Source organism: Caenimonas sedimenti, assembly GCF_007833165.1.
Classification (GTDB): domain Bacteria; phylum Pseudomonadota; class Gammaproteobacteria; order Burkholderiales; family Burkholderiaceae_C; genus Ramlibacter; species Ramlibacter sedimenti.
On record NZ_VOBQ01000030.1, the window covers coordinates 18,609 to 39,170 of the forward strand.

Sequence of the window (20,562 nt, forward strand, 5' to 3'; positions counted from 1 at the left end):
GGACCCGGGCCGCGCGCCGCAGCCCCAGAGGCTCAGGGCGTGGTCTTCTTCTCGCCGTGCTTGTTGGGCCCGGTCGGCGAACGGTCGCTGCGGCCGCCGGCCTTCTTGGCCGCCGCCTTGTCCGACACCGCGCCGGAGGCGTGCGTTTTCTTGCTGGCGGTGGTCTTGCCGCCACGGGAGTCTTTGGTCGATTGGGGCATGGATTCTCCTTGGGTTCTGCCGCCGGCCGGTCCGGCAGTGCAGAACTTAGGGGTTGCCGGGGGCCGGTCTTGTGGGCGAACGAGGTCGCTGCCCGTAGGACCGCGGAGGGCGACCTGCTACGGCACCAGGTACCCGCCGTCCACCGGCAGGGCGTGGCCCGTGATGAACGACGCGGCGGTCGAGCACAGCCAGACCGCCGCCCGCGCCACCTCGGCGGGCGTGGCGAACCGGCCCAGCGGATGCATGGACTTCGCACGCGCGGTGGCTCGCTCGTCCTGCCCCAGCCCCCGTTCGGTCATGCCGGTCTCGACAATGCCTGGCGCGATCGCGTTGACACGCACGCCCCGCCGGGCGTACTCGATGGCGGCGGCACGCGTGAGGCCGACGACACCGTGCTTGCTGGCGTAGTACGCCGAGCCCATGGCGCCGCCGCTCAAGCCGGCCACCGAAGCGATGTTGACCAGTGCCCCGCCCGACGCGACCAGGTGCGGCAGCTCGTGCTTCATGCACAGGAAGACGCCCTTCAGGTTGATGTCCAGCACCCGATCCCAGGTGGATTCGGCGTACTCCGCCAGCGGCACCATGATGTCGCCTTCGACGCCGGCGTTGTTCACCGCGTAGTCCAGGCGGCCGAAGTGCGCGACACCTTGGCCGACCAGCGCCTCGACCTCCGCGGAACGCGTCACGTCCGCGCGCACGAAGAAGGCGTCGCCGCCCGCCGCCTGCACCAGCCGCACCGTCTCCCCGGCCCCTGCCGCGTCGATGTCGCCCAGGATCAGCCTGGCGCCCTGGGCGGCGAATTCCAGCGCGATGGCGCGCCCGATGCCGGCGCCGCAACCGGTCACCAGCGCCACTTTCCCGTTCATGCTGTCCGTCATGCGCAGGAGTGTATGCCGCCCCTTCAGGACACCCGAAGCTTCGCCTGAAAGTCGCGTGCCGCCTTGGCCGTCGCGCCGGCGCCCACCAGCACCGTCGCCGCCGGATGCGCCAGCAGGCTTTCGAACGCTTGCCGCACGGTCTCCGCTTCGATGGCCTGGACGCTGGCGATCGCCGCCCGCAAGTCGAACGCCGCGCCGGAGGCCCAGAGGTGTTCGACGCAGCGCTGCAGCAGGCGAAGCGGCCGTTCGGAACTGCGCACCAGCGACACCAGCAGCTGGTTCCGGGCCCGCGCCAGGTCGGACGCCGCGATGGTTTGCGCCTGCGCGGCGAGCAGCCGCGCCAGCTCCTGGGTGAACGCCGGCACCTTGTCGGGCGTGGTGGTGGCGTCCACCACCAGCGCGCCGTGGACGTCGCCCACATCGGCTGTGGCGCCCACCGAATAGGCCAGCCCCAGGCGTTCGCGCACAGCGTCGACCAGCGGCGCGCTCATGCCACCGCCGAACAGCGTGGCCGCCAGGCTGGCCAGGTGTGGATGCGTGCCGCGGCTGGCGATGGGCCAGGCGATGGTGATGTAGGTTTGCGAGACGCCCGGCAGGCGCTTGGCCTTGGTCTGGCCCACATGGCCCGGCGTTTCCGGAGCGCTGTACCGGGCCGCGCCGGGCACGTGCGCGAAGCGCTTTTCTGCTTGCGAGAAGAAGGCATCGACGTCGAAGTTGCCGGCCGCGGCCACGACGATGCGATCGGCCACGTAGTGCTTGCGCACATGGTCCACCACATCGTCGCGCGAGATCGCGGCGATGGTCGCCGGTATGCCGATGATCGGGCGGCCCATCGGATGTTCGCCCCACAGCGCCTGGTCCAGCAGGGTGTAGGAAAGCTGCTGCGGGTCCTCGTCGTACTCGGTGCACTCCTGCAAGATGACCTCGCGCTCGCGCTCCAGTTCATCCGCCGGGAAGGTGCTTTCCAGCACGATGTCGGCCAGCAGCTCCAGCATCTGCGGCGTGTGCGCCCCCAGGCCTTCCAGGTAGTAGCAGGTCGCGTCCTTGTCGGTATAGGCGTTCATGTCCGCGCCCAGCGATTCCGCCGCGAAGTTGATGGCCTGCACCGTGCGCGTGTGCGTGCCCTTGAAGGCCATGTGCTCCAGGAAGTGGCTGACCCCGGCCTGCGCGGGTGCTTCGTCACGCGAGCCCGCGCGGATGAAGATCGCCACGCTGGCGCTGGCCACCTGCGGCATGGGCACCGCCAGCAGCGTGAGGCCGTTGGCCAGGGTGTGGAGCTGGGGCGAGGCGGACGCGTTGGCGGACAGGTCGAGCGAGGGGAAGGACAAGGCGGGCGGGCAAGTGAAAAAAGCTGCGGCCATTCTCGCGCATGTCTTGCGCGGCCGACTCCGATTCGCTAGCCTTCGCCGCGGAGCAGGAACAAACAATGAACCAGATTTGCGTGGCGGCGGCCGCCGCCTTCGCCCTCGCGGGCCCGGCCGCCGCATCGACCGAACTCGATGGCTGCTGGAAGATGATCGATGCGCGCGTCGAGCGCCAGAGCGGCAAGGTCGACCAGCCCGCTTCGGATTGCATCCGCGCCTATCAGGGCGCGACCCTGGTCACGGCCTGCCGGGGCGGCCAGGAGGTGAGCGTCTATGCGCTCACCGACATGACGCCGGGCACCTATTCCTTCGCGCAGACGGGCCGTCAGGTCGACGGCAAGCCTTCGCTGGTGCCAGCGTCCGCCGGGCGCGCTGCCGCCTTCCTGGTGACGGGCGCCACGCTCCACATGGTGCTGGGCAAGGCCCCGGGAGCGTCGGCGGACCCCATCGTGCGGACCGAGCAGCGGCTTGCCAGGCGGCCGGCGAAGGAGTGCGCCGCCCTGGAGCCGTTCCTGCGCCCGGCGGAGCCGCCGGCCTCCAAGGCGCGCAGCCAAGGCTGACCCGGGGGCGTTCAACTCAGGGCGTGAAGAGCCGCCTGGCTCAGGTCTTCAGCAAACGCGCCAGCTGCGCGGCCTCCGCCGCGCCGGCACGCGCGTTGCTGATGTGCCGCTGCGTTTCGATCGGCAAATCGAGCGTGTTGCGGCCATCCCATTTGTTGCGGCCCTTGACCGACAGGTTGTAGTGCACCGACACGCCTTCACGCACCTTGCTCGCGTATTCGTCCGGGCGCAGCTTCAGGCCCTTCAGCTTGCCCGAGGCCCACTTCGCGCCAGTCCTCATGTAGAGCGCCGCGCCGAACACCGCCTGCAGCGGATCGCCGGGATCGACGATGCCCATGCGTTCGGCCGTGTTCGGCTCGAACTGCGCCAGGCCGAGGTTGGCCGTGCCGTCCTTGCTGGCACCGGTGCGCGGGATCCACGACGTCTCGGCTTCGATGATGCCGTAGACGTCCTCGTAGCTCAGGCCCACTTCATGGAGGCGCGCCTTGCGGGCGGCCGCCTTCGCCAGCAGGATGCGCGAGGGCTCGTCCAGCGTCTGCAGGACCTTGTCGCCAAGGCGGACGCGTTCGAACTTCATTTGTGCGCGCAGCGATTCGTCGAACACGAGCGGCGCCACGGGCTTGTGCACTGGTGCAACGGCGGTCAGTGGGGCCACAGTGGCCAGGGGGGTCGCGACCGGCGCGGCCGGCGTCAGCGCGGCAACCGTCGCGGCAGCGGACACGGCTTTCTGGACCGGCACCTGCATCACGGGCGCTGCAGAGCTGGCGAACACATCCATGGTGTGATTGGCACAACCACAGATGACGGCAAGGGAGGCGACGGCCCAGGCGGTGTTCTTGAAGCTCTGCATTGTTCGTGTAGGTCCTTGTTGATGGGTGTGTAGGAGGCCTCTGATAGACAGGTAGGAGCGGTGGAGAGTTCTAGCTGTGCGGGAGAAATTCCGACGCGAAAACAAGGAATAGTCCGCACGAACCGGCCTGGAGCTTCGGAGAATGGCGACAGAGGCCACAAGAAGAGGACCGGGGGCGCGCGCCAACAGGATGGGAGACGTCAAATGCTGAGCCGGTTTTTTTCGATGTGCCTCGCGTTCGCGGGGCTTGCCGTCGCGCTACCTGCAACCGCAGCTGTGCCTTGCGCGGGCCTGCTCACCGTCGCGCTTGAGAGCGCGCGGGTGACGGCCTCGGTGCCGGTCCTCGGGCCGCTCTATCTCGCCGCGGACGGCAACACCTACACCGGCGTCCCGTCGTTCTGCAAGGTCACCGCGGTCGCCACGCCGACGCCCGACTCGCTGATCCACATCGAGCTGTGGCTGCCCACCGCCGCCGACTGGAACGGGCGCTTCCAGGGCGTCGGCAATGGAGGTTACGCAGGCAGCATCGCGGTGCCCGCGCCGGCCATGCTGGTGGCGCTGAAGCGACAGTTCGCCGTCGCCACCACCGACATGGGCACCGCACCTTCGGGCAACAACAACGGCGACCTGCTGGTGGGTCATCCGCAAAAATGGGAGGACTGGGGCCACCGCGCGACGCACCTGATGACCGTCGTTTCCAAGGAGTTGATCGCCGCCTACTACGGACGCGCCCCCGCGTATTCGTACTTCAATGGCTGCTCCACCGGCGGCCAACAGGCACTGATGACGGCGCAACGCTACCCGAACGACTATGACGGCATCCTTGCCGGCGCGCCCGCGCACAACCGCACGCACATCCACACGGGGCTGGTGTGGAACTTCCAGGCGCAGAAGGCCACCCCGCAGAGCACGTTCAACTCCGACCACGCGAAGTTGATCACCACGGCGGTGGCGCAGGCCTGCAACGTCAAGAGCGGCGGGTTGGCCAGCGACGCCTTCCTCACCGATCCGCGCGCGTGCAATTGGGATCCGGGCGCGCTCCAATGCACAGGGGCCACCGCGACCAACTGCCTCTCGCCCGAGCAGGTGACCGCGGCGCGCAGGATCTACGACGGCGCGCGCAATCCGGCGAACGGCCAGCGCATCGTCAGCGCGTCCACGCGTGGCGCCGAGAGCGACAGCCTGTTCGGCTGGCAGTCGCAAGGCCGGGCCGAACCGCAGTTCGGCTCGCTCTTCAAGTGGGTCTTCGGCCTGACCTGGCAAGCGGCCAGCTACGACTTCAACGAACACATGGCTTCGGTCGATGCATTGCTGGCGCCCATGCTGAATGCCAACCAGCCGGACCTGGGCGCCTTCCGCGCGCGGGGCGGCCGCCTGATCGCGTACCACGGCACGGCCGACCCGCTGATCCCGGTTCAGGAGTCGATCAACCACTACCACCGCATGGTGCAGGCGCAGCCGGGCTCCTGGAACACCGCACTCGGCCGCACCCGCCAGTTCGCGCGCCTGTTCGTGGTGCCAGGCATGGCGCATTGCGCGGGCGGCGCGGGGCCCAACTCGTTCGGCAACCTGTTCAGCGGCGCCGTGCTGGCGCCCGAATCGCCGCTGGTTTCCGGCACGCACGATGCCATGGTGGCGCTGCAGAACTGGGTGGAAGGTGGGACGGCCCCGGACCAGCTGGTCGCGACCAAGTACGTGCAGGACCAGCCGCTGCTGGGGATCGAAGCGCAGCGGCCGATCTGCGCCTATCCGCAATTCCCGAGGTATTTCGGCAGGGGCGATCCGAAAGCGGCGACCAGCTTCATCTGCGCGGACAACGGCAATTCCGGGGCGGCACTGAATCCTTTGCCCGCGCCCCAGTACTTGCGGTGAGCCGCTGCAACGTGGCCGCCAGCGGGACGCAGGAAGACACGCCGCCGCCCCTGCGGACCTGTCCCGCATCGGGCGCGCTGGCGGCGCGGCAGCGTTGAGGCCTCCATTCAGAGGCCACCATGCTGGACAGCATCCCCACCTACGTCTATCCCTTCGTCGTTGCCATCCTCGCCTTCCTCGCCGGCCGTGTGCTGGGTGGACCGATGCGTGAAGACCCCGAGTCGCTGCCGCGGATCCTGCTTTGGTCCATCGCCGGCGCGTGCGTGCTCCTGGGCTTCTATTTCCTCTGGTTGAGCCGGTCGGCCTGACAGCCCGCCGCCGCGGGCGGGCTGTGCGAACATCCGGGCGATGCACAACCCGCCTGGCGCTGCCTTCACCGATTTCGAGCTCCTGCCGCGTGACCTGGCGCCCTACGCCAGGGGCAACACGGGCATTCCGTACGTGCACCGGTTCGACTCCGGCCGGCCGGGCCCGCACGTGCTGGTCAACGCGCTGACGCACGGCAACGAGTTCTGCGGCATGGTGGCGGCCACGCACCTGCTCGACACGGCGGTGCGGCCCAAGGTGGGCACGCTGACGGTGAGTTTCGCGAATGTGGAAGCCTATGCTTCCTTCGATCGCCAGGATCCCTTCAAGAGTCGGATGCTCGTGCACAACCTGAACAGGGTCTGGTCGAAGCAGTGGCTGGAGGGCGGCGAGGACAGCCCCGAGCTGCGCCGCGCGCGCGAATTGCGGCCGGTGGCGGCAGCGGCCGACCACATCCTGGACATCCATTCGACCGCCCAAACGGTCGACCCGTTCTGGGTCTACCCCGGCCGCACCGCGAATGCGCGGGCCGCGCTGGCCATCGGCGTGCCGGGCATCCATCTCGTCATGCCCAAGGGCATGGGCACGGGCACGCCGCTGATCGAGCACGGCCGCCATGGCGAGGCAAACTTCGATGGCGTCGCGCTTGTGGCCGAATGCGGCCAGCACTTCGCGCGGGCCAGCGGCGAACTGGCGACCGAGGTGGCCCTGCGCTTCCTGGCGCACTTCGGCCTGATCGATGCAGACCCCGCCTGGCAGGCTCCCGGCCCGCAGCGCCGCTACGAGCTGATCACGGCGGTGCTGGTGAAGACGCCGGAAGCCCGCTTCGCGCGGCCGGTGATCGGCATGGAGACTTTCGCCGCGGGCGAGCTGATCGCCATCGACGGCAGCGAGGAAGTGCGCGCGCCTTGCAATGACTGCACGATCTTCATGCCGATCCGTGTGGCGATCCCGGGCCGCGAACTGGTCTACCTGACGCGGCCGCTGTCCAGCACGTGACCGATTTCGCTGCGGCCAATCCCCAGGTCCTGCAGCCCGCGATCATCCATCGCATAGAGCTCGCCGGCGGCTGAGCCCGCGGCGCCCAGGCGCCGCGCCAACGCCGCGCCCACGCGCACCAGCAGATCGGCCGTGTGTGCCCGGAGCGGCATGTCGAGCGGCCGGGGTCTCGTCATGGCATGCGTGTTCGTGTTCATGCAGGCATGTTGCCGTCTACACTGCCATCTGAAAAGTTGAGATTTCTGAAACCCATGTTCAGGATTCCTGATGCGTGAACTCAACCTCGACCAGCTGCGCACGCTGGTGACGGTGGCCGACCTGGGCACGCTCTCGGCCGCCTCGCGCGCCTTGAACCTCGCGCAGCCCACCGTGAGCCTGCACGTGAGCGAGCTGGAGGCCCGGCTGGGCACGCAGCTGCTGCTGCGCGGCGCCCGGCGGGTGCAGCCCACCGCGGCGGGCGACGTGCTGCTGGCCCATGCGCGGCGGGTGCTGCGCGAAGCCGACGACGCGGTGCAGGCCGTGCGGCGCCAGCAGCAGGGCGCCACCGGCCGCGTGCGGCTGGGCGCGTCCACCGGCATGCTGGTGTACCTGCTGTCGCAGGTGCTGCAGGACATGGCGCGCGCGCACCCGGATGTCGACGTGGAGGTCAGCATCATCGGCACCAACGACGGCCTGGCCGCGCTGCTGGCTGGCACGCTCGATGTGGTGCTGGTCGCGCCCCCGCAGGCGGCGGGCGACCTGGTGGTGAGTCGCTGGCGGCGCGATCCGCTGATGGCTTTCCTGCCGCCCGGCTGGAAGGCTCCGAAGCGTGTGACGCCGCAGTGGCTCGCGGCCCAGCCGCTCATCGCGAACGATGCCAGCACCCGCCTGTACCGCCAGACCACCGAGTGGTTCGCCACGGCCGGGATCGTGGCGCGTCCCCGCATCGTGCTCAACTACAACGAGGCCATGAAGAGCCTGGTCGCCGCCGGCTATGGTGCCGCGATCCTGCCCATGGAAGGCGCGATGGATGCTCACACTGCGCGCGGTGTCCAGGTGGTCCCGTTGAAGCCGGCATTGGTCCGCGACACGGTGATCGCGCATCGCGCCCTGCCGCTGCTGAGCGGGGCGACGCGCAGCCTGCTGGCGATCCTGAAGACGTTCCGGCAATCCTGAGCGCCCACGGCCGCGCTGTGATTGCGCATCGTCACAACTTGATGTCGATTCCCACCGGTACTGTTCGTCGTGAAAGGCGCGACCATCGTCAACTCGCCAAGGAGAACCCATGCTGCACGCATTCCCCATGTACGCGTACATCCCGGCCAAGGACATGGCCAGGGCGCGCAAGTTCTACGAAGAGAAGGTCGGCCTGACGGCCAGGGAGGAAACCAACGGCGGCGTGGTGTTCGAGTTCGCCGGCGGCACGGCCTGCTTCCTCTACCCCACGCCGAACGCCGGCACCTCGCAAGCCAGCCAGGCTTTCTGGTCGGTGCAGGACGTCGACGGCCTCATCACCAAGCTGAAGGCGCGGGGCGTGGTGTTCGAGGACTACGACATGCCGGGCGAGAAGAGCGCCGCCGGCGCCATCACGGCGGGCGGCGCCAAGGCGGCGTGGTTCAAGGACAGTGAGGGCAACATCATGGCGCTGATCGAGGACTTGTCAGCCGCGCGCAGGTGACCCGGCACGCCGATCCGCCCCGCTCGACCGCGAACTTCACGGGCAGGAACTGCTCGATCACGCCGATGTTGGTCGTGGCGTGTTCGGTCAGCTCGGTGCACGTGAAGGAAGCACCTTCGCCCTTCGCGGAGACCGCCAGTGCCAGCGGGAGCATCCATTGGTCCGCCAGGTGCGGGCCCAGGGCGCCCTCGCTGGACTGGTAGGCCTTGACCTCTCGCACCAGCGCTTTCGCCACCTGTTCGGCACCGATGCGCTTCTCGCCGAAGCTCGTCGCCACCTCGGTCACGTGCTCATGGGCCAGCGTGGCCATGAGCGCGTTGCCGGGGCCTTCGTGCTGCGGAAGCCCCTTTGTCCGGAGCTGCTCGGCCTGCCAGCCGAGCAGGCGGCCCAGGGTGGAGAGCTCGCGCTCCGCCACCGCATGGGGCACGGCCGCCAACAGGCATTCCGCGTACGACTCGACAGCCGGGCCGCGCTCGAGCACGTCGAACGGCGCCAGGCCCCCAGCAGCCGGACGGATGTGCGCCTCGATTTCACCGCCACCGGCCGGGTAAAAACCGTGGCGGCGCAGCTCGAGCCCCAGCTCCACGCCCAGCCGTTGCAGCAGTGGCGCGAAGCAACGCTCCAGAAAGTGGAACGGCGGCGCCATGGGGTTGTGCGTGCCGCCGCCCAGCGAAACGTGGCTGGGTTCCGGTGCCAGCATCAGCGCGGGCAGTACCGTCTGCAGCACCAGCGTGCAGCTGCCGGCCGTGCCGACATTGAAGCTGTAGCTTCCCGCGCGGACGGGGCCGGGCGCGAACACCAGGTCTTGCGAGCCGGGCTCGGCACCCTCCACCTTCGCTCCCGAGACGGCGGCCGCCGCGCTGACGCAGGTGAGGTGCTGGCGCATGAGCCCCGGCTTCGGGCGCTTCGCGCGGATGCGGGTCACGGCAATGGGCTGGCCGGTGCACATGGACAAAGCCAGCGCACTGCGCAGGATCTGGCCACCGCCTTCGCCGGTGGAGCCATCGATCTGGATCGGGTTCATTTTTGTTCTTCTCTTCTCTTCAATCCAAAGGGTGAGAGCCCCCGGCCCTCACCCTTTCACACAAACCACCTGCTTCAGCGTATGGACCACTTCCACCAGGTCCTTCTGCGCCTCCATCACCGCGTCGATGTCCTTGTAGGCCATCGGGATCTCGTCGATCACGTTCGCGTCCTTGCGGCATTCGACCCCTTCGGTCGCGCGGATCTGGTCGTCGACGGTGAACATCTTCTTCGCCTTGGTGCGGCTCATCACGCGGCCGGCGCCGTGGCTGCAGCTCTCGAAGCTCTCCGGGTTCCCGAGGCCGCGCACGATGTAGCTGCGCGCGCCCATGCTGCCCGGGATGATGCCCAGCTCGCCGCGCTTCGCGCTCACCGCGCCCTTGCGGGTCACGAACACGTCCTCGCCGAAGTGGCGTTCCTGCTGCACGTAGTTGTGGTGGCAGTTCACCGCCTCGATGTGCGATTCGAAAGGCTTGGTGATCACCTTTCGCACCGTCGCGATCAGGTTGACCATCATCACCTCGCGGTTGCGCGCCGCGAACTTCTGCGCCCAGCCGACGCCGCGCACATAGTCGCCGAAGTACTGCGCGCCTTCCTCGAAGTACGCCAGGTCCTGGTCGGGCAGGTTGCGCTGGTGCAGCTGCGCATCCTTCTTGGCCAGCTCGATGAAGTGCGTGCCGATGGCGTTCCCCACGCCGCGCGAGCCGGAGTGCAGCATGAACCAGACGGCGCCGTCCTCGTCGAGGCAGACCTCGATGAAGTGGTTGCCGGTCCCCAGTGTTCCCAGGTGCTTGCGGTTGTTGGTGTTCTTCAGGCGCGGGTGCAGTTCGCACAACGCATCGAACTCGTCCGCCAGCGTCGCCCAGGCCTGATCCACCGCGTCGGGCGGGTTCTCCCAGCTTCCTTCGTCGCGGCCACGGCCGCGCGGCGTGGAGCCGTGCGGCACCGCGCGCTCGATTGCCGCGCGCAGTGGCCCGAGGTTGTCCGGCAGGTCGTTGGCGTGCAGCGTGGTCTTGCAGGCCATCATCCCGCAGCCGATGTCCACGCCCACCGCCGCGGGGATGATCGCGCGCAGCGTGGGGATCACCGACCCCACGGTCGCGCCGATCCCGAGGTGCACGTCGGGCATGGCCGCGATGTGCTTGAACACCACGGGCAGGCGGGCTGCGTTGGCCAGCTGCTTGCGCGCCTCGTCTTCCACGGGCACGCCGCGCGTCCACATCTTGATGGGGACGCCGCCTTCGGGGTGGTCGATGTTGTAGTTCTGTTGCATGTTCATCTCAATTCATTCTCGAAAAAGGATGCCTCGTTGCGACCAGGGGTCGGTGAAACAGTTCGTGCTCTACCAGACTGAGCTACGGTCCCCCAGATTTGGGACCGGCGGGATTCGAACCCACGACCACGAGCTTAGGAGGCTGTAGTTCCACCAGCATTCGCAACGCGACACACAAAAAAGACTCCCGTGAAGCGACAAGGAAGATTGGCGAGACGCAACATGGAAAATGTAGTCACGCCAAACATTCGCTTCACGACAGCCAACATTCAACCATCACTGAACGGCGAGGTCGATCTTCTCGATCTCGCCCACCCAGTGCTCGGCCCCGGTCTTGCCCTCGGCAAAACGGGCCACGGTCGCGAACACCGCGTCGGAGAAGCCGCCGACATTCATGATGTCGCGCCGCTCCGCCGCCTGGGTCGTGCCGTACGGCTGGATGTCGATGCAGACCAGGCGCGCCTGTGGATTGCTCTTCTTCAGCACTTCCCACTCGCGCATCGTCTGCGTCGCACCACGCCGGGTGGCATCGACCCACGACTCGTTGTCCGACACCAGGATCACCAGGTCAACCCGCGCACGCTCCTTGTTCAACAGGGCCAGCGGCGCGCTGCAGTTGGTGCCACCACCCCCGATGGATGCCAGCGCCTGCGCATTGGTCATCACCGAGTCGCGGGCGTTCAACGCCAGCTTCACCACCGACTGCTCGAAGGGCAGCACGCGCGCCTGCGGGTTCTTGCGCAGCACCGCCGCGGCAACCAGGGCCGCCACGTCGATGCAGCGCACGCTGGACGTGGCCGAACCGCGATGGCCCGTCACAGCCGAGCCCATCGAGCCCGACACGTCGGGGCAAACCACGACACGGCCGGCAAACGCCGGCACGTTGGCCAGCGCCGCTTCCATCGCGTCCTGCAGCGCGTCGCGCACCGCGGCAGGCACCGCGTCACCTGTCGCCTTGAATGCCGACATCAGCTGGTAGGGCAAGACGCGCGACTGGGCCACGGCCTTGGGGTCACGCAACTTCGCCGCGATCGCTTCCGCCATGCCGTCGAGCGCAAACACGCCATGACGCGCAAAGGTGTTCAGGTTCTGCCGCACCATCTGCCACGAACCGGCCCGCGCGATCTGCGCCCATTGGGCCGTGCTCAGGTCCAGCGCGGTCAGCATCTGGAACGGCACCTCGGGCACCTCGGCGGCCACGCCCTGGGCGCTGGCGCGCTTGAAGCGCTCGAAAGCCTGGGTGATGGGCGGCAAGGCCGCTTCATCGAAAGGCTTGCCGATCAACCAGGCGAACCAGGCGGCGCGCCAGGCCTCCGCGGGCTTGGGGTGAACCATCTTTACCACGTCGGCCAGCGAAGCCGCGTTGCCCACCGAAGCGTTCAGCAGTTGCTTCTCGCTCGCGGCCAGCAGCCAGGCCTGCACCAGCTTCTTGGGGCGCGAACCGAGCGACTTGCGCCCCACGGCGCCGCTGCGCACGATCTGCACGAAGCCGCGCAGCATCTTGCCGTTGTCGACGACGCGGCCGAACACTTGCGCCAGCAATTGCACATCGCGCGCCGCCAGCGTGGCGGCCAGCAGCGCGGGCATGTCTTTCATGGAGCCGGCCTGGCGCGCGTAGATCGCCGTCTTGGCGACGAATGCGGGCTCCACGGCCTGCGCCAGTGCGGTCACGGCGTCCAGCTGCGATTCGGCGTTGGCGTAGAAGGTCTGCGACAGGCAGCCGGTGGCCGCCAGTTGCGCCAGCTGATGCCGTGCGCTCAGCGCATAGGCGGGCGCCTGCTCGTGGTTGCGGGCCGTCGCGGCCGGCAGCAACACGCCCCGGAGCGACTTGAACAGTTGGGTGTTGACCATGGGGTTCTCCTCTTGCATTCAACTTGTGTGGCCTCGTTGATTGCAATCGATGTGCCAATTCGGGGCCGCCCCTCCTTCGACTGATGCAAGCCATTGAATTTGTTCAGTATTCGTGGCGATGGACATCCGAAACCGGTCGTCTGTGCGCTCTCGGGATGCCTAGAGGAATAGAAACATAGCTAGTGTTGTATTCTTCAAGCTATGCCCAAGAAGAAAACCGTCGTGATCGGATTCCTCGGCACGCAGCTCGATGCCGGCGGCGGCGCGGGCCGCTGGGAGAAGTGGCGGCCCACCGTTTCGATGACGCAGCACGAGGACACGGTGATCCATCGGCTGGAGCTGCTTTACAGCCCGCGCCATGAGGCGCTGGCGCAGGGCGTGCAACGCGACATCGCGATGGTGTCGCCCGAGACCGAAGTCCGTCTCGTCGCCATGGACGTGCAGGACCCGTGGGACTTCGGCGAGATGTACGGCGTGCTCTACGACTGGGTGCGGGCCTACCCATTCCGGCCCGAGACCGAGCAGTACTGGGCGCACATCACCACCGGCACGCACGTCGCGCAGATCTGCATGTTCCTGCTGGTCGAGTCGCGGTTCATTCCGGGCGTGCTGGTCCAGACTTCGCCGCCGAAGAAGCAGACCAGTGCGGATCCCGGCAGCTTCGCCTTGATCGACCTGGACCTCTCGCGCTACGACGTGCTGGCCAAGCGCTTCGAACAGGAGCAGCACGATGCGCTGGCTTTCCTGAAGAGCGGCATCGACACGCGCAACCAGCGCTTCAACGCGTTGATCGAGGAGATCGAGCGCGTCGCGGTGCGCTCGCGCGCGCCGATCCTGCTGACGGGCCCGACCGGCGCGGGCAAGTCGCACCTGGCCCGTCGCATGTTCGAACTCAAGAAGTCGCGTCACCAGGTCAAGGGCGGCTTTGTCGAGGTGAACTGCGCCACCCTGCGCGGTGACGGCGCCGCGTCAGCCTTGTTCGGCCACACCAAGGGCGCATTCACGGGCGCTGCAGCCAGCCGCGCCGGGCTGCTGCGCGCGGCCCACGAAGGCGTGTTGTTCCTCGACGAGATCGGCGAGCTCGGGCCGGACGAGCAGGCGATGCTGCTGATGGCGATCGAAGACAAGCGCTTCTTCCCGGTCGGCGGCGACCACGAGGTCACCAGCGATTTCCAGCTGATCGCCGGAACCAACCGCGACCTGCGCTTCGACGTCGCGCAGGGGCGTTTCCGGGAAGACCTGTACGCGCGCATCAACCTGTGGTCGTACACGCTGCCCGGGCTCTCACAGCGGCCGGAAGACCTGGAGCCCAACATCCACCACCTGCTCGCCAAGGCCGCGGCGGAGACCGGCCGGGCGGTGCGCTTCAACGCGGAAGCCAAGGTGCGCTATCTCGAATTCGCCCAGTCCGCCGCGGCGCTCTGGAGCGGCAACTTCCGCGACCTGTCGGCCAGCGTCACGCGGCTGGCCACGCTGGCGGATGGCGGGCGGATCTCGCTGGCGCAGGTCGATGCCGAGTTGGTCCGGCTGAAGTGGTTGTGGCAACGCCAGGACGGTGGCGCTTCAGCCGCAGGCGGCGTTGACCTGGAAACGCTGGTGCCCGAGTCGACGCTGGCGGCCATGGACCTGTTCGACCGCATGCAGCTCGAAGCCGTCGTCGGCGTCTGCCGGCAGGCGCGGTCGCTGTCGGAGGCGGGCCGGAAGCTGTACGACCGGTCGCGCAGCAAGCGAACCGTGGTGAACGATGCTGACCGCCTGCGCAAGTATCTGCAAAAGCATGGGCTGAACTGGGAAGCGGTCAGCGCCAGAGGTGACAGGTCAGCCGAGCGCGCGCCGCCCCGCCGCGAGCGTCTGCTTGGAGCCCCAGTAGTCCGCCCACGGATCCACCGTCTGGAATGACAGGTACTCCCGCGCCGTGCGAACCGTCCACTGGTCGCTGCGTTGCAACACCGCGAGTTCGTCCCAGGCGATCGGCATCGACACGCCGAGCCCCGGGCGCGAACGCGCGGAATAGGCGGCGGCCGTGGTCGCGCCATGGCTGTTGCGCAGGTAGTCGACGAAGATGCGGCCGATGCGATTGGCCGGCCCGCTCTTCGCCACGAAGCGCTGCGGGATCACCTGGGCCAGGTGCTGCACCACCGCTTCGGAGAAGGCCTTCACGGTGTCCCAGCTTTCGCGCGGTGTGAGCGGCACCACCACATGCAGGCCTTTGCCGCCGCTGGTCTTGAGCCAGCTTTGCAGCTTCAGTTCGGACAGCAGGCCGCGCACCAGCAACGCGGCTTCCTGCACGTGCTCCCAACGCACGCCTTCGCCCGGATCGAGATCGAAGATCACGCGGTCGGGCTTGTCGGCCTTCTTCGCCATCGCATTCCAGGTGTGGAACTCGATCACGTTCATCTGCGCCGCCGCCACCAGCGCCTTGGGCGTCGCCACCTCCAGCAGCGGGGCATGCTCGGGCCAGACGCTGGCCGGCAGCTCGCGCACTTCGGCGATCACCTGTTCGTTCAAGTGCTTCTGGTAGAACAGCTCGCCGCCCACACCCTGCGGCCCGCGCACCAGTGAACACGGCCGCCCGGTGAGGTGCGGAAGCATCCATGCCGCGACCGAAGCGTAGTAGCGCACCAGTTCGAGCTTGGTGATGCCGCTGGCCGCGTCGATGACGCGCTCGGGGTTGCTCACCGTGATGCCTTCGACGACGCTGCCGCCGGCCTGCGCCAGCGTGGGCCCCGCCGGCATGACCGCCGTTTCGCGCTGAACTTCGGCGGCAGCCTTGTCGTCGCGCAGCGCGATGAACACCGCGTGGCGGATCTGCTGGTCGGCCGTCCAATCGGCGAATTCCACTTCGGCCACCAGGCTGGTCCGCACCCAGTGCACGCCACCCGCGCGTGCGGCGGCGCCTTGCACGCGCACGGGCTGCTTGCCGAAGGGCGACGCCTTCACCTCCATCTGTGCCAGCTGCTTCTTCAGCGCCGCGGCCGTCTTCGCGTCCCAGCCCGTCCCCACGTTGCCCACGTAGCGCAACGCCCCGCCCGCCTCGTACACGCCCAGCATCAGCGCACCCACCTCCGGCTCGCCGCTGGAGCGCAGGCTGTAGCCGGCCACCACGAATTCCTGCCGCTGCCGGTTCTTCAGCTTGAGCCAGGTCTCGGTGCGCCGCGATTCGTAGGGTGCGTCCTTGCGCTTCGCCATCACGCCTTCCAGGCCCATTCGGCGCGCGGATTCCAGGATCTGCGCCGCATCGGCCTCGAACGCCGCGCTGTACCGCAGGTGCGGCTGCCGCCGGTCTTCCAGCAGGCGCTGCAGCACCTGGCGCCGCGCCACGAGCGGCACCTTGCGCAGATCGTGGCCCTCGAAATAGGGCAGGTCGAACACAAAGTAGTCGATGCTGGTGCTGCGCGGGTTCTGCACGGCGTTCTGCAGCGCGTTGAAGCTGGGCACGCCATCGGCGCCCATCACCACGATCTCGCCGTCCAGCCAAGCGCTGCCCAGGTTCAGCGCGGCGAGCGATTGCACCAGCGCCGGCATCTTGGCGGACCAGTCGTGGCCGCCACGCGTGATGAGCTGCACCTTGGCGCCTTCGATGCGCGCGAGGATGCGGTAGCCGTCGAACTTGATTTCCCAGAGCCATTGGTTGGAGGTGGGAGCGGCGGCGGCGAGGGTGGGGAGTTGGGGGGAGAGGGTGGTGGGGAGAGTCGATTTGATGGCGCCGGGCGGCAGGCCGTTCTCCTGGGAGCCCTGGATTCCCGCCATCGCGGGAATGACGAGCCCGCCCACACTGTCCGGCAACGCACTCAACACGTCGTACTCCGCCTTCTTCCGCGCCGTCGCATCCCGCTTCTTGAACAGGATCCAGGGCTCCTGCTTGTCCCCCGGCTTCGCGATCCGCACCAGTTCCCACAGCCCTTGCAGCTTGTGCCCGTGCAGCGTGAAGACCAGCTTGCCGTCCTTCAAACCTTGCTGCGGATCCAGCGCCGGCTCCCAGGTCCCACGGTCCCACACGATGACTTTGCCGGCGCCGTACTGGCCCTTGGGGATCGTGCCCTCGAAGCTGCCGTACGCCAGCGGATGGTCTTCGACACGGATGGCGATCGGCTTGTCGGCGGGATCGAAGCTGGGACCTTTGGGTACGGCCCACGACAGCAGCACGCCATCGAGCTCCAGCCGGAAGTCGTAGTGCAGGCGGCTGGCCCAGTGCTTCTGCACGACGAAGGACAAAGCGCCAGCTTCGCCGCGGGCTTCATCGCCCCTTGGCTCGTTGGTCGCGCTGAAATCGCGCTTGGCCCGGTACTGCGCCAGCGCGCTGGCGCCTTCGGCAGGAGGCGGAGCCTTGCGTGCCGGCATGACCGCGCCTAACGCTGCAGCCGGCGATAGGCGCTGTAGTGGCGCAGCGCGCCGCGCTCGTCGCCCGCCTGCTTGCGCAGCTCCGCCAGGTTGAAGTGGGCGTCGGCCAGGGTCGGATCCAGTTGCAGGGCACGCTCATACGCATCGGCCGCATCGTCCAGGCGCTCCAGGTGGTCCAGCGCCACGCCCAGGTTGAAGTGCAGCAGCGCCGACTCCGGGCACTGCTTCAGCGCCGCCGCCGACAGGCGGACGAGTTCGACGAAGCGGCCCGCGTCGGCCCACATCGCACCGAGGTTGAGATAGGCATCCTCCAGGCCCGGCGCCAGGGCCAGCGCCTGCAGGTAAGCCACTTCCGCGGCGGCGGGATCGGTGTCTTCCAGGGACAGCGCCCGCTCGAACAGGGCCTGCGCGTCGTTGGCCTCGTCTTGTGCCGACGGCGCGCGTTCCAGCAGCGTCACGTTTCCACCGACCTGCGCCACGTCGAAATCCATCAGCAATTGCCCGCTGTCGGAACGCCAGCGCCCGCTGCGATCCCGCACCGCCACGTCGGCACCGATGGCGGTGATGCGCAGGCCGGTGAGCGGCAGCTCCGCCGGCAACGAGGCCCTCAGCCGCGCCAGCGACTGCAGGATGCGCCGCGGCGGAACGCGTTGCACCTGCAACGCATGCGCGGTGCGCAGCAGCGCCAGATCCTGGAACGTGAAGCGCAACTCGTTGCGGCTGCCGCGCGTGGGCGTGACGAAACCGGCGGCGATCAGCCCGGAGACGATGCCGCGCGACAGGCCCAGCATCGCCTGGACACGGCGCAGCGTGAAGGTGGAGCCTTCGTGATCCTGGCTCACCGGCAGGGACTTACTTTCGCGCGCGTGCCTTGGCCGGCGCGGGTGCGGCCTCCGCGGCCGGCACGGCGGCCAGCGCGCGCTTGGCGCTCTTGCGCTCCTTGGCCGGTTCGGCTTCGACGGCCGCGGCCTTCGCCGGACCCTTGGCCGAGGTGGCCGGCTTCTTCTGCAAACTGGCGCGCAGGGCCTCCATCAGGTCGATGACCTGGCCCGTGTCGGCCGCGGCCTCGTGCGTGGCCGCCACCACTTGCTTGCCGGCGATCTTCTCGTCGATGGCGGCCAGCACGCGCTTCTTCTCTTCATCCACGTACTGGGTGGGGTCGTAGCTGTCGGCTGCGATCTGGTCGATCAATTGCAGCGCCAGTTGCAGCTCAGCCTGCGACACGTCGACCTTCTCGATGTCCAGGTCCTTCAGCGAACGCACCTCGGCCGCGTAGAGCAGCTGCTGCAGCACCAGGCCTTCATCGGTGGCGCGGATCTGCACCACGTGCTGCTTGGCCTTCCACTTCCACTTGGCCAGCGCGCAGCGGCCGCTCTGGCGCATGGCACCGGCCAGCAGCGCATAGGGCTTGGCGCCGCGCTTGTCGGGGGCGAGCAGGTAGGCCTTGTCGTAGAACAGGGGGTCGACCGAATTCGTCGGGATGAACGACAGGATCTCGACGCCAGGATCGCTGGATTCTTCCAGTGCCTTCAGCTCTTCGGGCGAGAACAGCACGAAGCGGTCCTTCTCGAATTCGTAGCCCTTCACCATCTCCGTGCGCGGCACGACCACGCCCGGGTCCTTCTCGGACACGTACTGCTGCTTCACCCGCGAACCATCCTTGGTGAGCATGTTGAACTTGACCGTGCCCGCGGACTCGGTGGCGGAGTACAGCTTGACCGGGATCGACACCAGGCCGAAGCTGAGGGAGAGCGATGCGATCGAACGGGCGGCGGCCATGGGTCAACCTTGCGGGGTGGGGGGTCCATGTTAAGAGGGTGGTACGCGGCTGTGAACCTCATGCGTACCGAAGGCCACATCAGAGGGCCCGAGGCCACCTTGATCTGTGGGGTTCTCGCGACACGTGACCCCCATTGCAATGTTCCGTGCCGCGGAGGAAACTGGGCCCGGAGGACACCGTTCGATGCGTCAACAGACCGTCATCGAACCGGCGCAAGCTACGACGTCGACGGAAGGACCATCTCCATGGGCACTGCACCGAATCCGATGCAACAGCATGCGCGCCAGCACGATGGCGCCCAGCAGCAATGGCTGGGGCCGCGCGCCGCGGACCCCTTCAAGATCGAGACGGAGCACGCCGGTGGCTGTGTGTTCGCCCGCGTCAGCGGCCTGCTCTCCATCGACAAGTTCATCTCCACCCTGCACATCCTGGGCATCGAGAGCGAAGGCTGGCCCGAAGAGGTGATGCTGATCGACCTGCGCGGCCTCGTCACGGTCTACCCGCGCGCCGACCTGCTGCACATCGGCCAGGAGATCGCCTGCAGCTTCATCCACATGCGCCGGCTGGCCCTGCTGGTGTTGCCGGAGCGGCTGACGCGCATCAGCGAACGGTCCGCCCGGCGCACTGGCATGGACATGAGCGTGTTCGACAGCGAGGTGAAGGCGCTGGGTTGGTTGTCCCTCGAGGCTGGCGCCTAGCCACCCTGGGCGACCGCCCAGTCCAGCGCATCCTCCAGCCGGTCGTCGCCCCAGAACAGCTCGCCGCCCACCACGAACGATGGCGAGCCGAAGATGCCGCGCTCGATCGCGCGGGCCGTCTGGGCCTTCAGCGCCTCCTTGTTCCCGGGCGACGACGCCAGCGGCAACACCACAGCAGGGTCCTGTCCCGCCTTGCCAAGCGCTGCGTGCAGGTTGGCCTCGGTGCCGATCAACACCCCTTCGGTCCAGTGGAGGCGGAAGGCCTCCTCCGTGAAGGCCTGGCACCAGCCCTGCCGCGCCGCGACCAGGGCCACGCGGATCGTCTGCAGCGAGTTCACGGGGTACTGCTCCGGCTTGCGGTACGGCAGGCCGAGCGTGTGCGCCCGGCGCTCCAGATCGCGCCACATGTAGGCCGCCTTGCTGGACGCATGGGGGAAAGGCGCCCCCATGCCGATCTGCTCCCGCAGGGGCGCCATCCAGAAGGGCTGCCAGTCCAGCAGTACGCCGCGCTCGCGCGCCAGCGCGCCGACGCGGGACACCGTAAGGTACGAATAGGTGCTGGCATATTCCAGCCAGATTTCGAGGGTCGGCATGAGCACTCCAGGGTCAGCGTCGCCATCCTGCGACGGTGCCGCACGGTTCGCATCGCGCAAACAGGGGATGCGGGCGCAAGGTGACGTACGCTATGGCCATGTCCCGCTACAACGCCTTCGGCCGCATCCTCGCCATCGAGCGCGAAGGTGAGGTGTGGCAGGCTTACGCGATCGGTGCCGACGGCAAGCGGAGCCCCGCGGGCTTCGTGGTGCCGGATTTCGTGGAAGAGGCGGAAATCGCGCAGTACCTGTTCGACCTGTTTCACGAAAGCGCGGTGCCGGGCAAGGGCGACGTGAGGCGGATCGGGGAATGAGG

21 protein-coding genes are annotated in these 20,562 nt (G+C 68.1%); 9 read left to right on the forward strand and 12 right to left on the reverse strand.

The window, feature by feature from the left end; all coding sequences use genetic code 11:
• Positions 1–32: 32 nt before the first annotated feature.
• From FN976_RS29070 to FN976_RS27770, 3 genes are all read right to left on the reverse strand, one after another.
• Positions 33–200, reverse strand: a complete 168-nt coding sequence (locus FN976_RS29070) for a hypothetical protein (protein WP_186511249.1) — start codon at positions 198–200, stop codon at positions 33–35.
• Between the two features lie 117 nt (positions 201–317).
• Entirely contained in the window at positions 318–1,079 is a 762-nt protein-coding gene (locus tag FN976_RS27765) for a glucose 1-dehydrogenase (protein ID WP_145897173.1), read from the reverse strand.
• Positions 1,080–1,102: 23 nt separating this feature from the next.
• Positions 1,103–2,407 carry a M16 family metallopeptidase gene (locus FN976_RS27770; protein WP_255440882.1) on the reverse strand — a complete coding sequence of 435 codons (1,305 nt, stop codon included), beginning with the start codon at positions 2,405–2,407 and terminating at the stop codon, positions 1,103–1,105.
• A 98-nt stretch (positions 2,408–2,505) separates the two neighbouring features.
• Between FN976_RS27770 and FN976_RS27775 the strand changes: the two genes are divergently transcribed.
• Positions 2,506–3,003 carry a hypothetical protein gene (locus FN976_RS27775; RefSeq protein ID WP_145897177.1) on the forward strand — a complete coding sequence of 166 codons (498 nt, stop codon included), beginning with the start codon at positions 2,506–2,508 and terminating at the stop codon, positions 3,001–3,003.
• Positions 3,004–3,043: 40 nt separating this feature from the next.
• On the opposite strand, the gene FN976_RS27780 is transcribed toward FN976_RS27775, so the two are convergent.
• Positions 3,044–3,853 (reverse strand): lysozyme family protein, encoded by an 810-nt coding sequence (locus FN976_RS27780; protein ID WP_145897179.1) that lies wholly within the window; start codon positions 3,851–3,853, stop codon positions 3,044–3,046.
• A 204-nt stretch (positions 3,854–4,057) separates the two neighbouring features.
• On the opposite strand from FN976_RS27780, the gene FN976_RS27785 reads away from it, so the two are divergent.
• The 3 genes from FN976_RS27785 to FN976_RS27795 all read left to right on the forward strand — a co-directional run bounded on the left by FN976_RS27785 (position 4,058) and on the right by FN976_RS27795 (position 7,030).
• Positions 4,058–5,725, forward strand: coding sequence for a tannase/feruloyl esterase family alpha/beta hydrolase (locus tag FN976_RS27785; protein ID WP_145897181.1), 1,668 nt, complete (start codon positions 4,058–4,060; stop codon positions 5,723–5,725).
• 119 nt (positions 5,726–5,844) lie between these two features.
• A complete protein-coding gene (locus FN976_RS27790; protein ID WP_145897183.1) occupies positions 5,845–6,033 on the forward strand; it encodes a hypothetical protein in 189 nt (62 codons plus the stop codon).
• A 40-nt stretch (positions 6,034–6,073) separates the two neighbouring features.
• Positions 6,074–7,030, forward strand: coding sequence for a M14 family metallopeptidase (locus tag FN976_RS27795; protein ID WP_145897185.1), 957 nt, complete (start codon positions 6,074–6,076; stop codon positions 7,028–7,030).
• On the opposite strand, the gene FN976_RS27800 is transcribed toward FN976_RS27795, so the two are convergent.
• The gene (locus FN976_RS27800) at positions 7,000–7,206 is read right to left on the reverse strand and encodes a hypothetical protein (protein WP_186511252.1); all 207 of its coding nucleotides are present in this window, start codon (positions 7,204–7,206) and stop codon (positions 7,000–7,002) included. The genes FN976_RS27795 and FN976_RS27800 overlap by 31 nt on opposite strands.
• 91 nt (positions 7,207–7,297) lie before the next feature.
• Here FN976_RS27800 and FN976_RS27805 point away from each other — a divergent pair, with 91 nt between their 5' ends.
• Both FN976_RS27805 and FN976_RS27810 read left to right on the forward strand, forming a co-directional pair.
• Positions 7,298–8,185, forward strand: coding sequence for a LysR family transcriptional regulator (locus tag FN976_RS27805; RefSeq protein ID WP_145897189.1), 888 nt, complete (start codon positions 7,298–7,300; stop codon positions 8,183–8,185).
• Positions 8,186–8,294: 109 nt separating this feature from the next.
• The gene (locus FN976_RS27810; protein WP_145897191.1) at positions 8,295–8,687 is read left to right on the forward strand and encodes a VOC family protein; all 393 of its coding nucleotides are present in this window, start codon (positions 8,295–8,297) and stop codon (positions 8,685–8,687) included.
• Here the strand turns inward: FN976_RS27810 and rtcA are convergent.
• From rtcA to FN976_RS27825, 3 genes are all read right to left on the reverse strand, one after another.
• A complete protein-coding gene (rtcA, locus tag FN976_RS27815; protein WP_145897193.1) occupies positions 8,647–9,711 on the reverse strand; it encodes an RNA 3'-terminal phosphate cyclase in 1,065 nt (354 codons plus the stop codon). The two genes, FN976_RS27810 and rtcA, sit on opposite strands and share 41 nt — an antisense overlap.
• A 48-nt stretch (positions 9,712–9,759) precedes the next feature.
• Positions 9,760–10,989 carry an RtcB family protein gene (locus FN976_RS27820; RefSeq protein ID WP_432417895.1) on the reverse strand — a complete coding sequence of 410 codons (1,230 nt, stop codon included), beginning with the start codon at positions 10,987–10,989 and terminating at the stop codon, positions 9,760–9,762.
• A gap of 270 nt (positions 10,990–11,259) precedes the next feature.
• Complete coding sequence (locus FN976_RS27825) at positions 11,260–12,834, reverse strand: vWA domain-containing protein (RefSeq protein ID WP_145897195.1); 1,575 nt, start codon at positions 12,832–12,834, stop codon at positions 11,260–11,262.
• Positions 12,835–13,035: 201 nt separating this feature from the next.
• On the opposite strand from FN976_RS27825, the gene rtcR reads away from it, so the two are divergent.
• Positions 13,036–14,733: an RNA repair transcriptional activator RtcR gene (gene rtcR / locus FN976_RS27830; RefSeq protein WP_145897197.1), complete on the forward strand. Its 1,698-nt coding sequence runs from the start codon at positions 13,036–13,038 to the stop codon at positions 14,731–14,733.
• On the opposite strand, the gene ligD is transcribed toward rtcR, so the two are convergent.
• Genes ligD through ku form a run of 3 tightly spaced genes read right to left on the reverse strand, consistent with a single transcriptional unit; the run spans position 14,653 to position 18,954 of the window.
• Positions 14,653–17,175 carry a DNA ligase D gene (ligD, locus tag FN976_RS27835; RefSeq protein WP_145897199.1) on the reverse strand — a complete coding sequence of 841 codons (2,523 nt, stop codon included), beginning with the start codon at positions 17,173–17,175 and terminating at the stop codon, positions 14,653–14,655. The two genes, rtcR and ligD, sit on opposite strands and share 81 nt — an antisense overlap.
• A gap of 8 nt (positions 17,176–17,183) precedes the next feature.
• Positions 17,184–18,017 (reverse strand): tetratricopeptide repeat protein, encoded by an 834-nt coding sequence (locus FN976_RS27840; protein WP_255440883.1) that lies wholly within the window; start codon positions 18,015–18,017, stop codon positions 17,184–17,186.
• Positions 18,018–18,027: 10 nt separating this feature from the next.
• The gene (gene ku, locus FN976_RS27845) at positions 18,028–18,954 is read right to left on the reverse strand and encodes a non-homologous end joining protein Ku (protein WP_145897201.1); all 927 of its coding nucleotides are present in this window, start codon (positions 18,952–18,954) and stop codon (positions 18,028–18,030) included.
• Between the two features lie 246 nt (positions 18,955–19,200).
• Between ku and FN976_RS27850 the strand changes: the two genes are divergently transcribed.
• On the forward strand, positions 19,201–19,653 hold the full coding sequence (locus tag FN976_RS27850; RefSeq protein WP_145897203.1) for an STAS/SEC14 domain-containing protein: 453 nt from the start codon (positions 19,201–19,203) through the stop codon (positions 19,651–19,653).
• On the opposite strand, the gene FN976_RS27855 is transcribed toward FN976_RS27850, so the two are convergent.
• Complete coding sequence (locus FN976_RS27855) at positions 19,650–20,246, reverse strand: 2-hydroxychromene-2-carboxylate isomerase (RefSeq protein WP_145897205.1); 597 nt, start codon at positions 20,244–20,246, stop codon at positions 19,650–19,652. The genes FN976_RS27850 and FN976_RS27855 overlap by 4 nt on opposite strands.
• 98 nt (positions 20,247–20,344) lie before the next feature.
• On the opposite strand from FN976_RS27855, the gene FN976_RS27860 reads away from it, so the two are divergent.
• A complete protein-coding gene (locus tag FN976_RS27860) occupies positions 20,345–20,560 on the forward strand; it encodes a DUF7661 family protein (RefSeq protein WP_432417896.1) in 216 nt (71 codons plus the stop codon).
• Positions 20,561–20,562 lie beyond the last annotated feature (2 nt).

Bases quoted from the DNA above. Each gene is read 5' to 3' on its own strand.
- FN976_RS29070 (WP_186511249.1), bottom strand. From the start codon at position 200: ATGCCCCAATCGACCAAAGACTCCCGTGGCGGCAAGACCACCGCCAGC.
- FN976_RS27765 (WP_145897173.1), bottom strand. From the start codon at position 1,079: ATGACGGACAGCATGAACGGGAAAGTGGCGCTGGTGACCGGTTGCGGC.
- FN976_RS27775 (WP_145897177.1), top strand. From the start codon at position 2,506: ATGAACCAGATTTGCGTGGCGGCGGCCGCCGCCTTCGCCCTCGCGGGC.
- FN976_RS27780 (WP_145897179.1), bottom strand. From the start codon at position 3,853: ATGCAGAGCTTCAAGAACACCGCCTGGGCCGTCGCCTCCCTTGCCGTC.
- FN976_RS27785 (WP_145897181.1), top strand. From the start codon at position 4,058: ATGCTGAGCCGGTTTTTTTCGATGTGCCTCGCGTTCGCGGGGCTTGCC.
- FN976_RS27790 (WP_145897183.1), top strand. From the start codon at position 5,845: ATGCTGGACAGCATCCCCACCTACGTCTATCCCTTCGTCGTTGCCATC.
- FN976_RS27795 (WP_145897185.1), top strand. From the start codon at position 6,074: ATGCACAACCCGCCTGGCGCTGCCTTCACCGATTTCGAGCTCCTGCCG.
- FN976_RS27800 (WP_186511252.1), bottom strand. From the start codon at position 7,206: ATGACGAGACCCCGGCCGCTCGACATGCCGCTCCGGGCACACACGGCC.
- FN976_RS27805 (WP_145897189.1), top strand. From the start codon at position 7,298: ATGCGTGAACTCAACCTCGACCAGCTGCGCACGCTGGTGACGGTGGCC.
- FN976_RS27810 (WP_145897191.1), top strand. From the start codon at position 8,295: ATGCTGCACGCATTCCCCATGTACGCGTACATCCCGGCCAAGGACATG.
- rtcA (WP_145897193.1), bottom strand. From the start codon at position 9,711: ATGAACCCGATCCAGATCGATGGCTCCACCGGCGAAGGCGGTGGCCAG.
- FN976_RS27820 (WP_432417895.1), bottom strand. From the start codon at position 10,989: ATGAACATGCAACAGAACTACAACATCGACCACCCCGAAGGCGGCGTC.
- FN976_RS27825 (WP_145897195.1), bottom strand. From the start codon at position 12,834: ATGGTCAACACCCAACTGTTCAAGTCGCTCCGGGGCGTGTTGCTGCCG.
- rtcR (WP_145897197.1), top strand. From the start codon at position 13,036: ATGCCCAAGAAGAAAACCGTCGTGATCGGATTCCTCGGCACGCAGCTC.
- ligD (WP_145897199.1), bottom strand. From the start codon at position 17,175: ATGCCGGCACGCAAGGCTCCGCCTCCTGCCGAAGGCGCCAGCGCGCTG.
- ku (WP_145897201.1), bottom strand. From the start codon at position 18,954: ATGGCCGCCGCCCGTTCGATCGCATCGCTCTCCCTCAGCTTCGGCCTG.
- FN976_RS27850 (WP_145897203.1), top strand. From the start codon at position 19,201: ATGGGCACTGCACCGAATCCGATGCAACAGCATGCGCGCCAGCACGAT.
- FN976_RS27855 (WP_145897205.1), bottom strand. From the start codon at position 20,246: ATGCCGACCCTCGAAATCTGGCTGGAATATGCCAGCACCTATTCGTAC.
- FN976_RS27860 (WP_432417896.1), top strand. From the start codon at position 20,345: ATGTCCCGCTACAACGCCTTCGGCCGCATCCTCGCCATCGAGCGCGAA.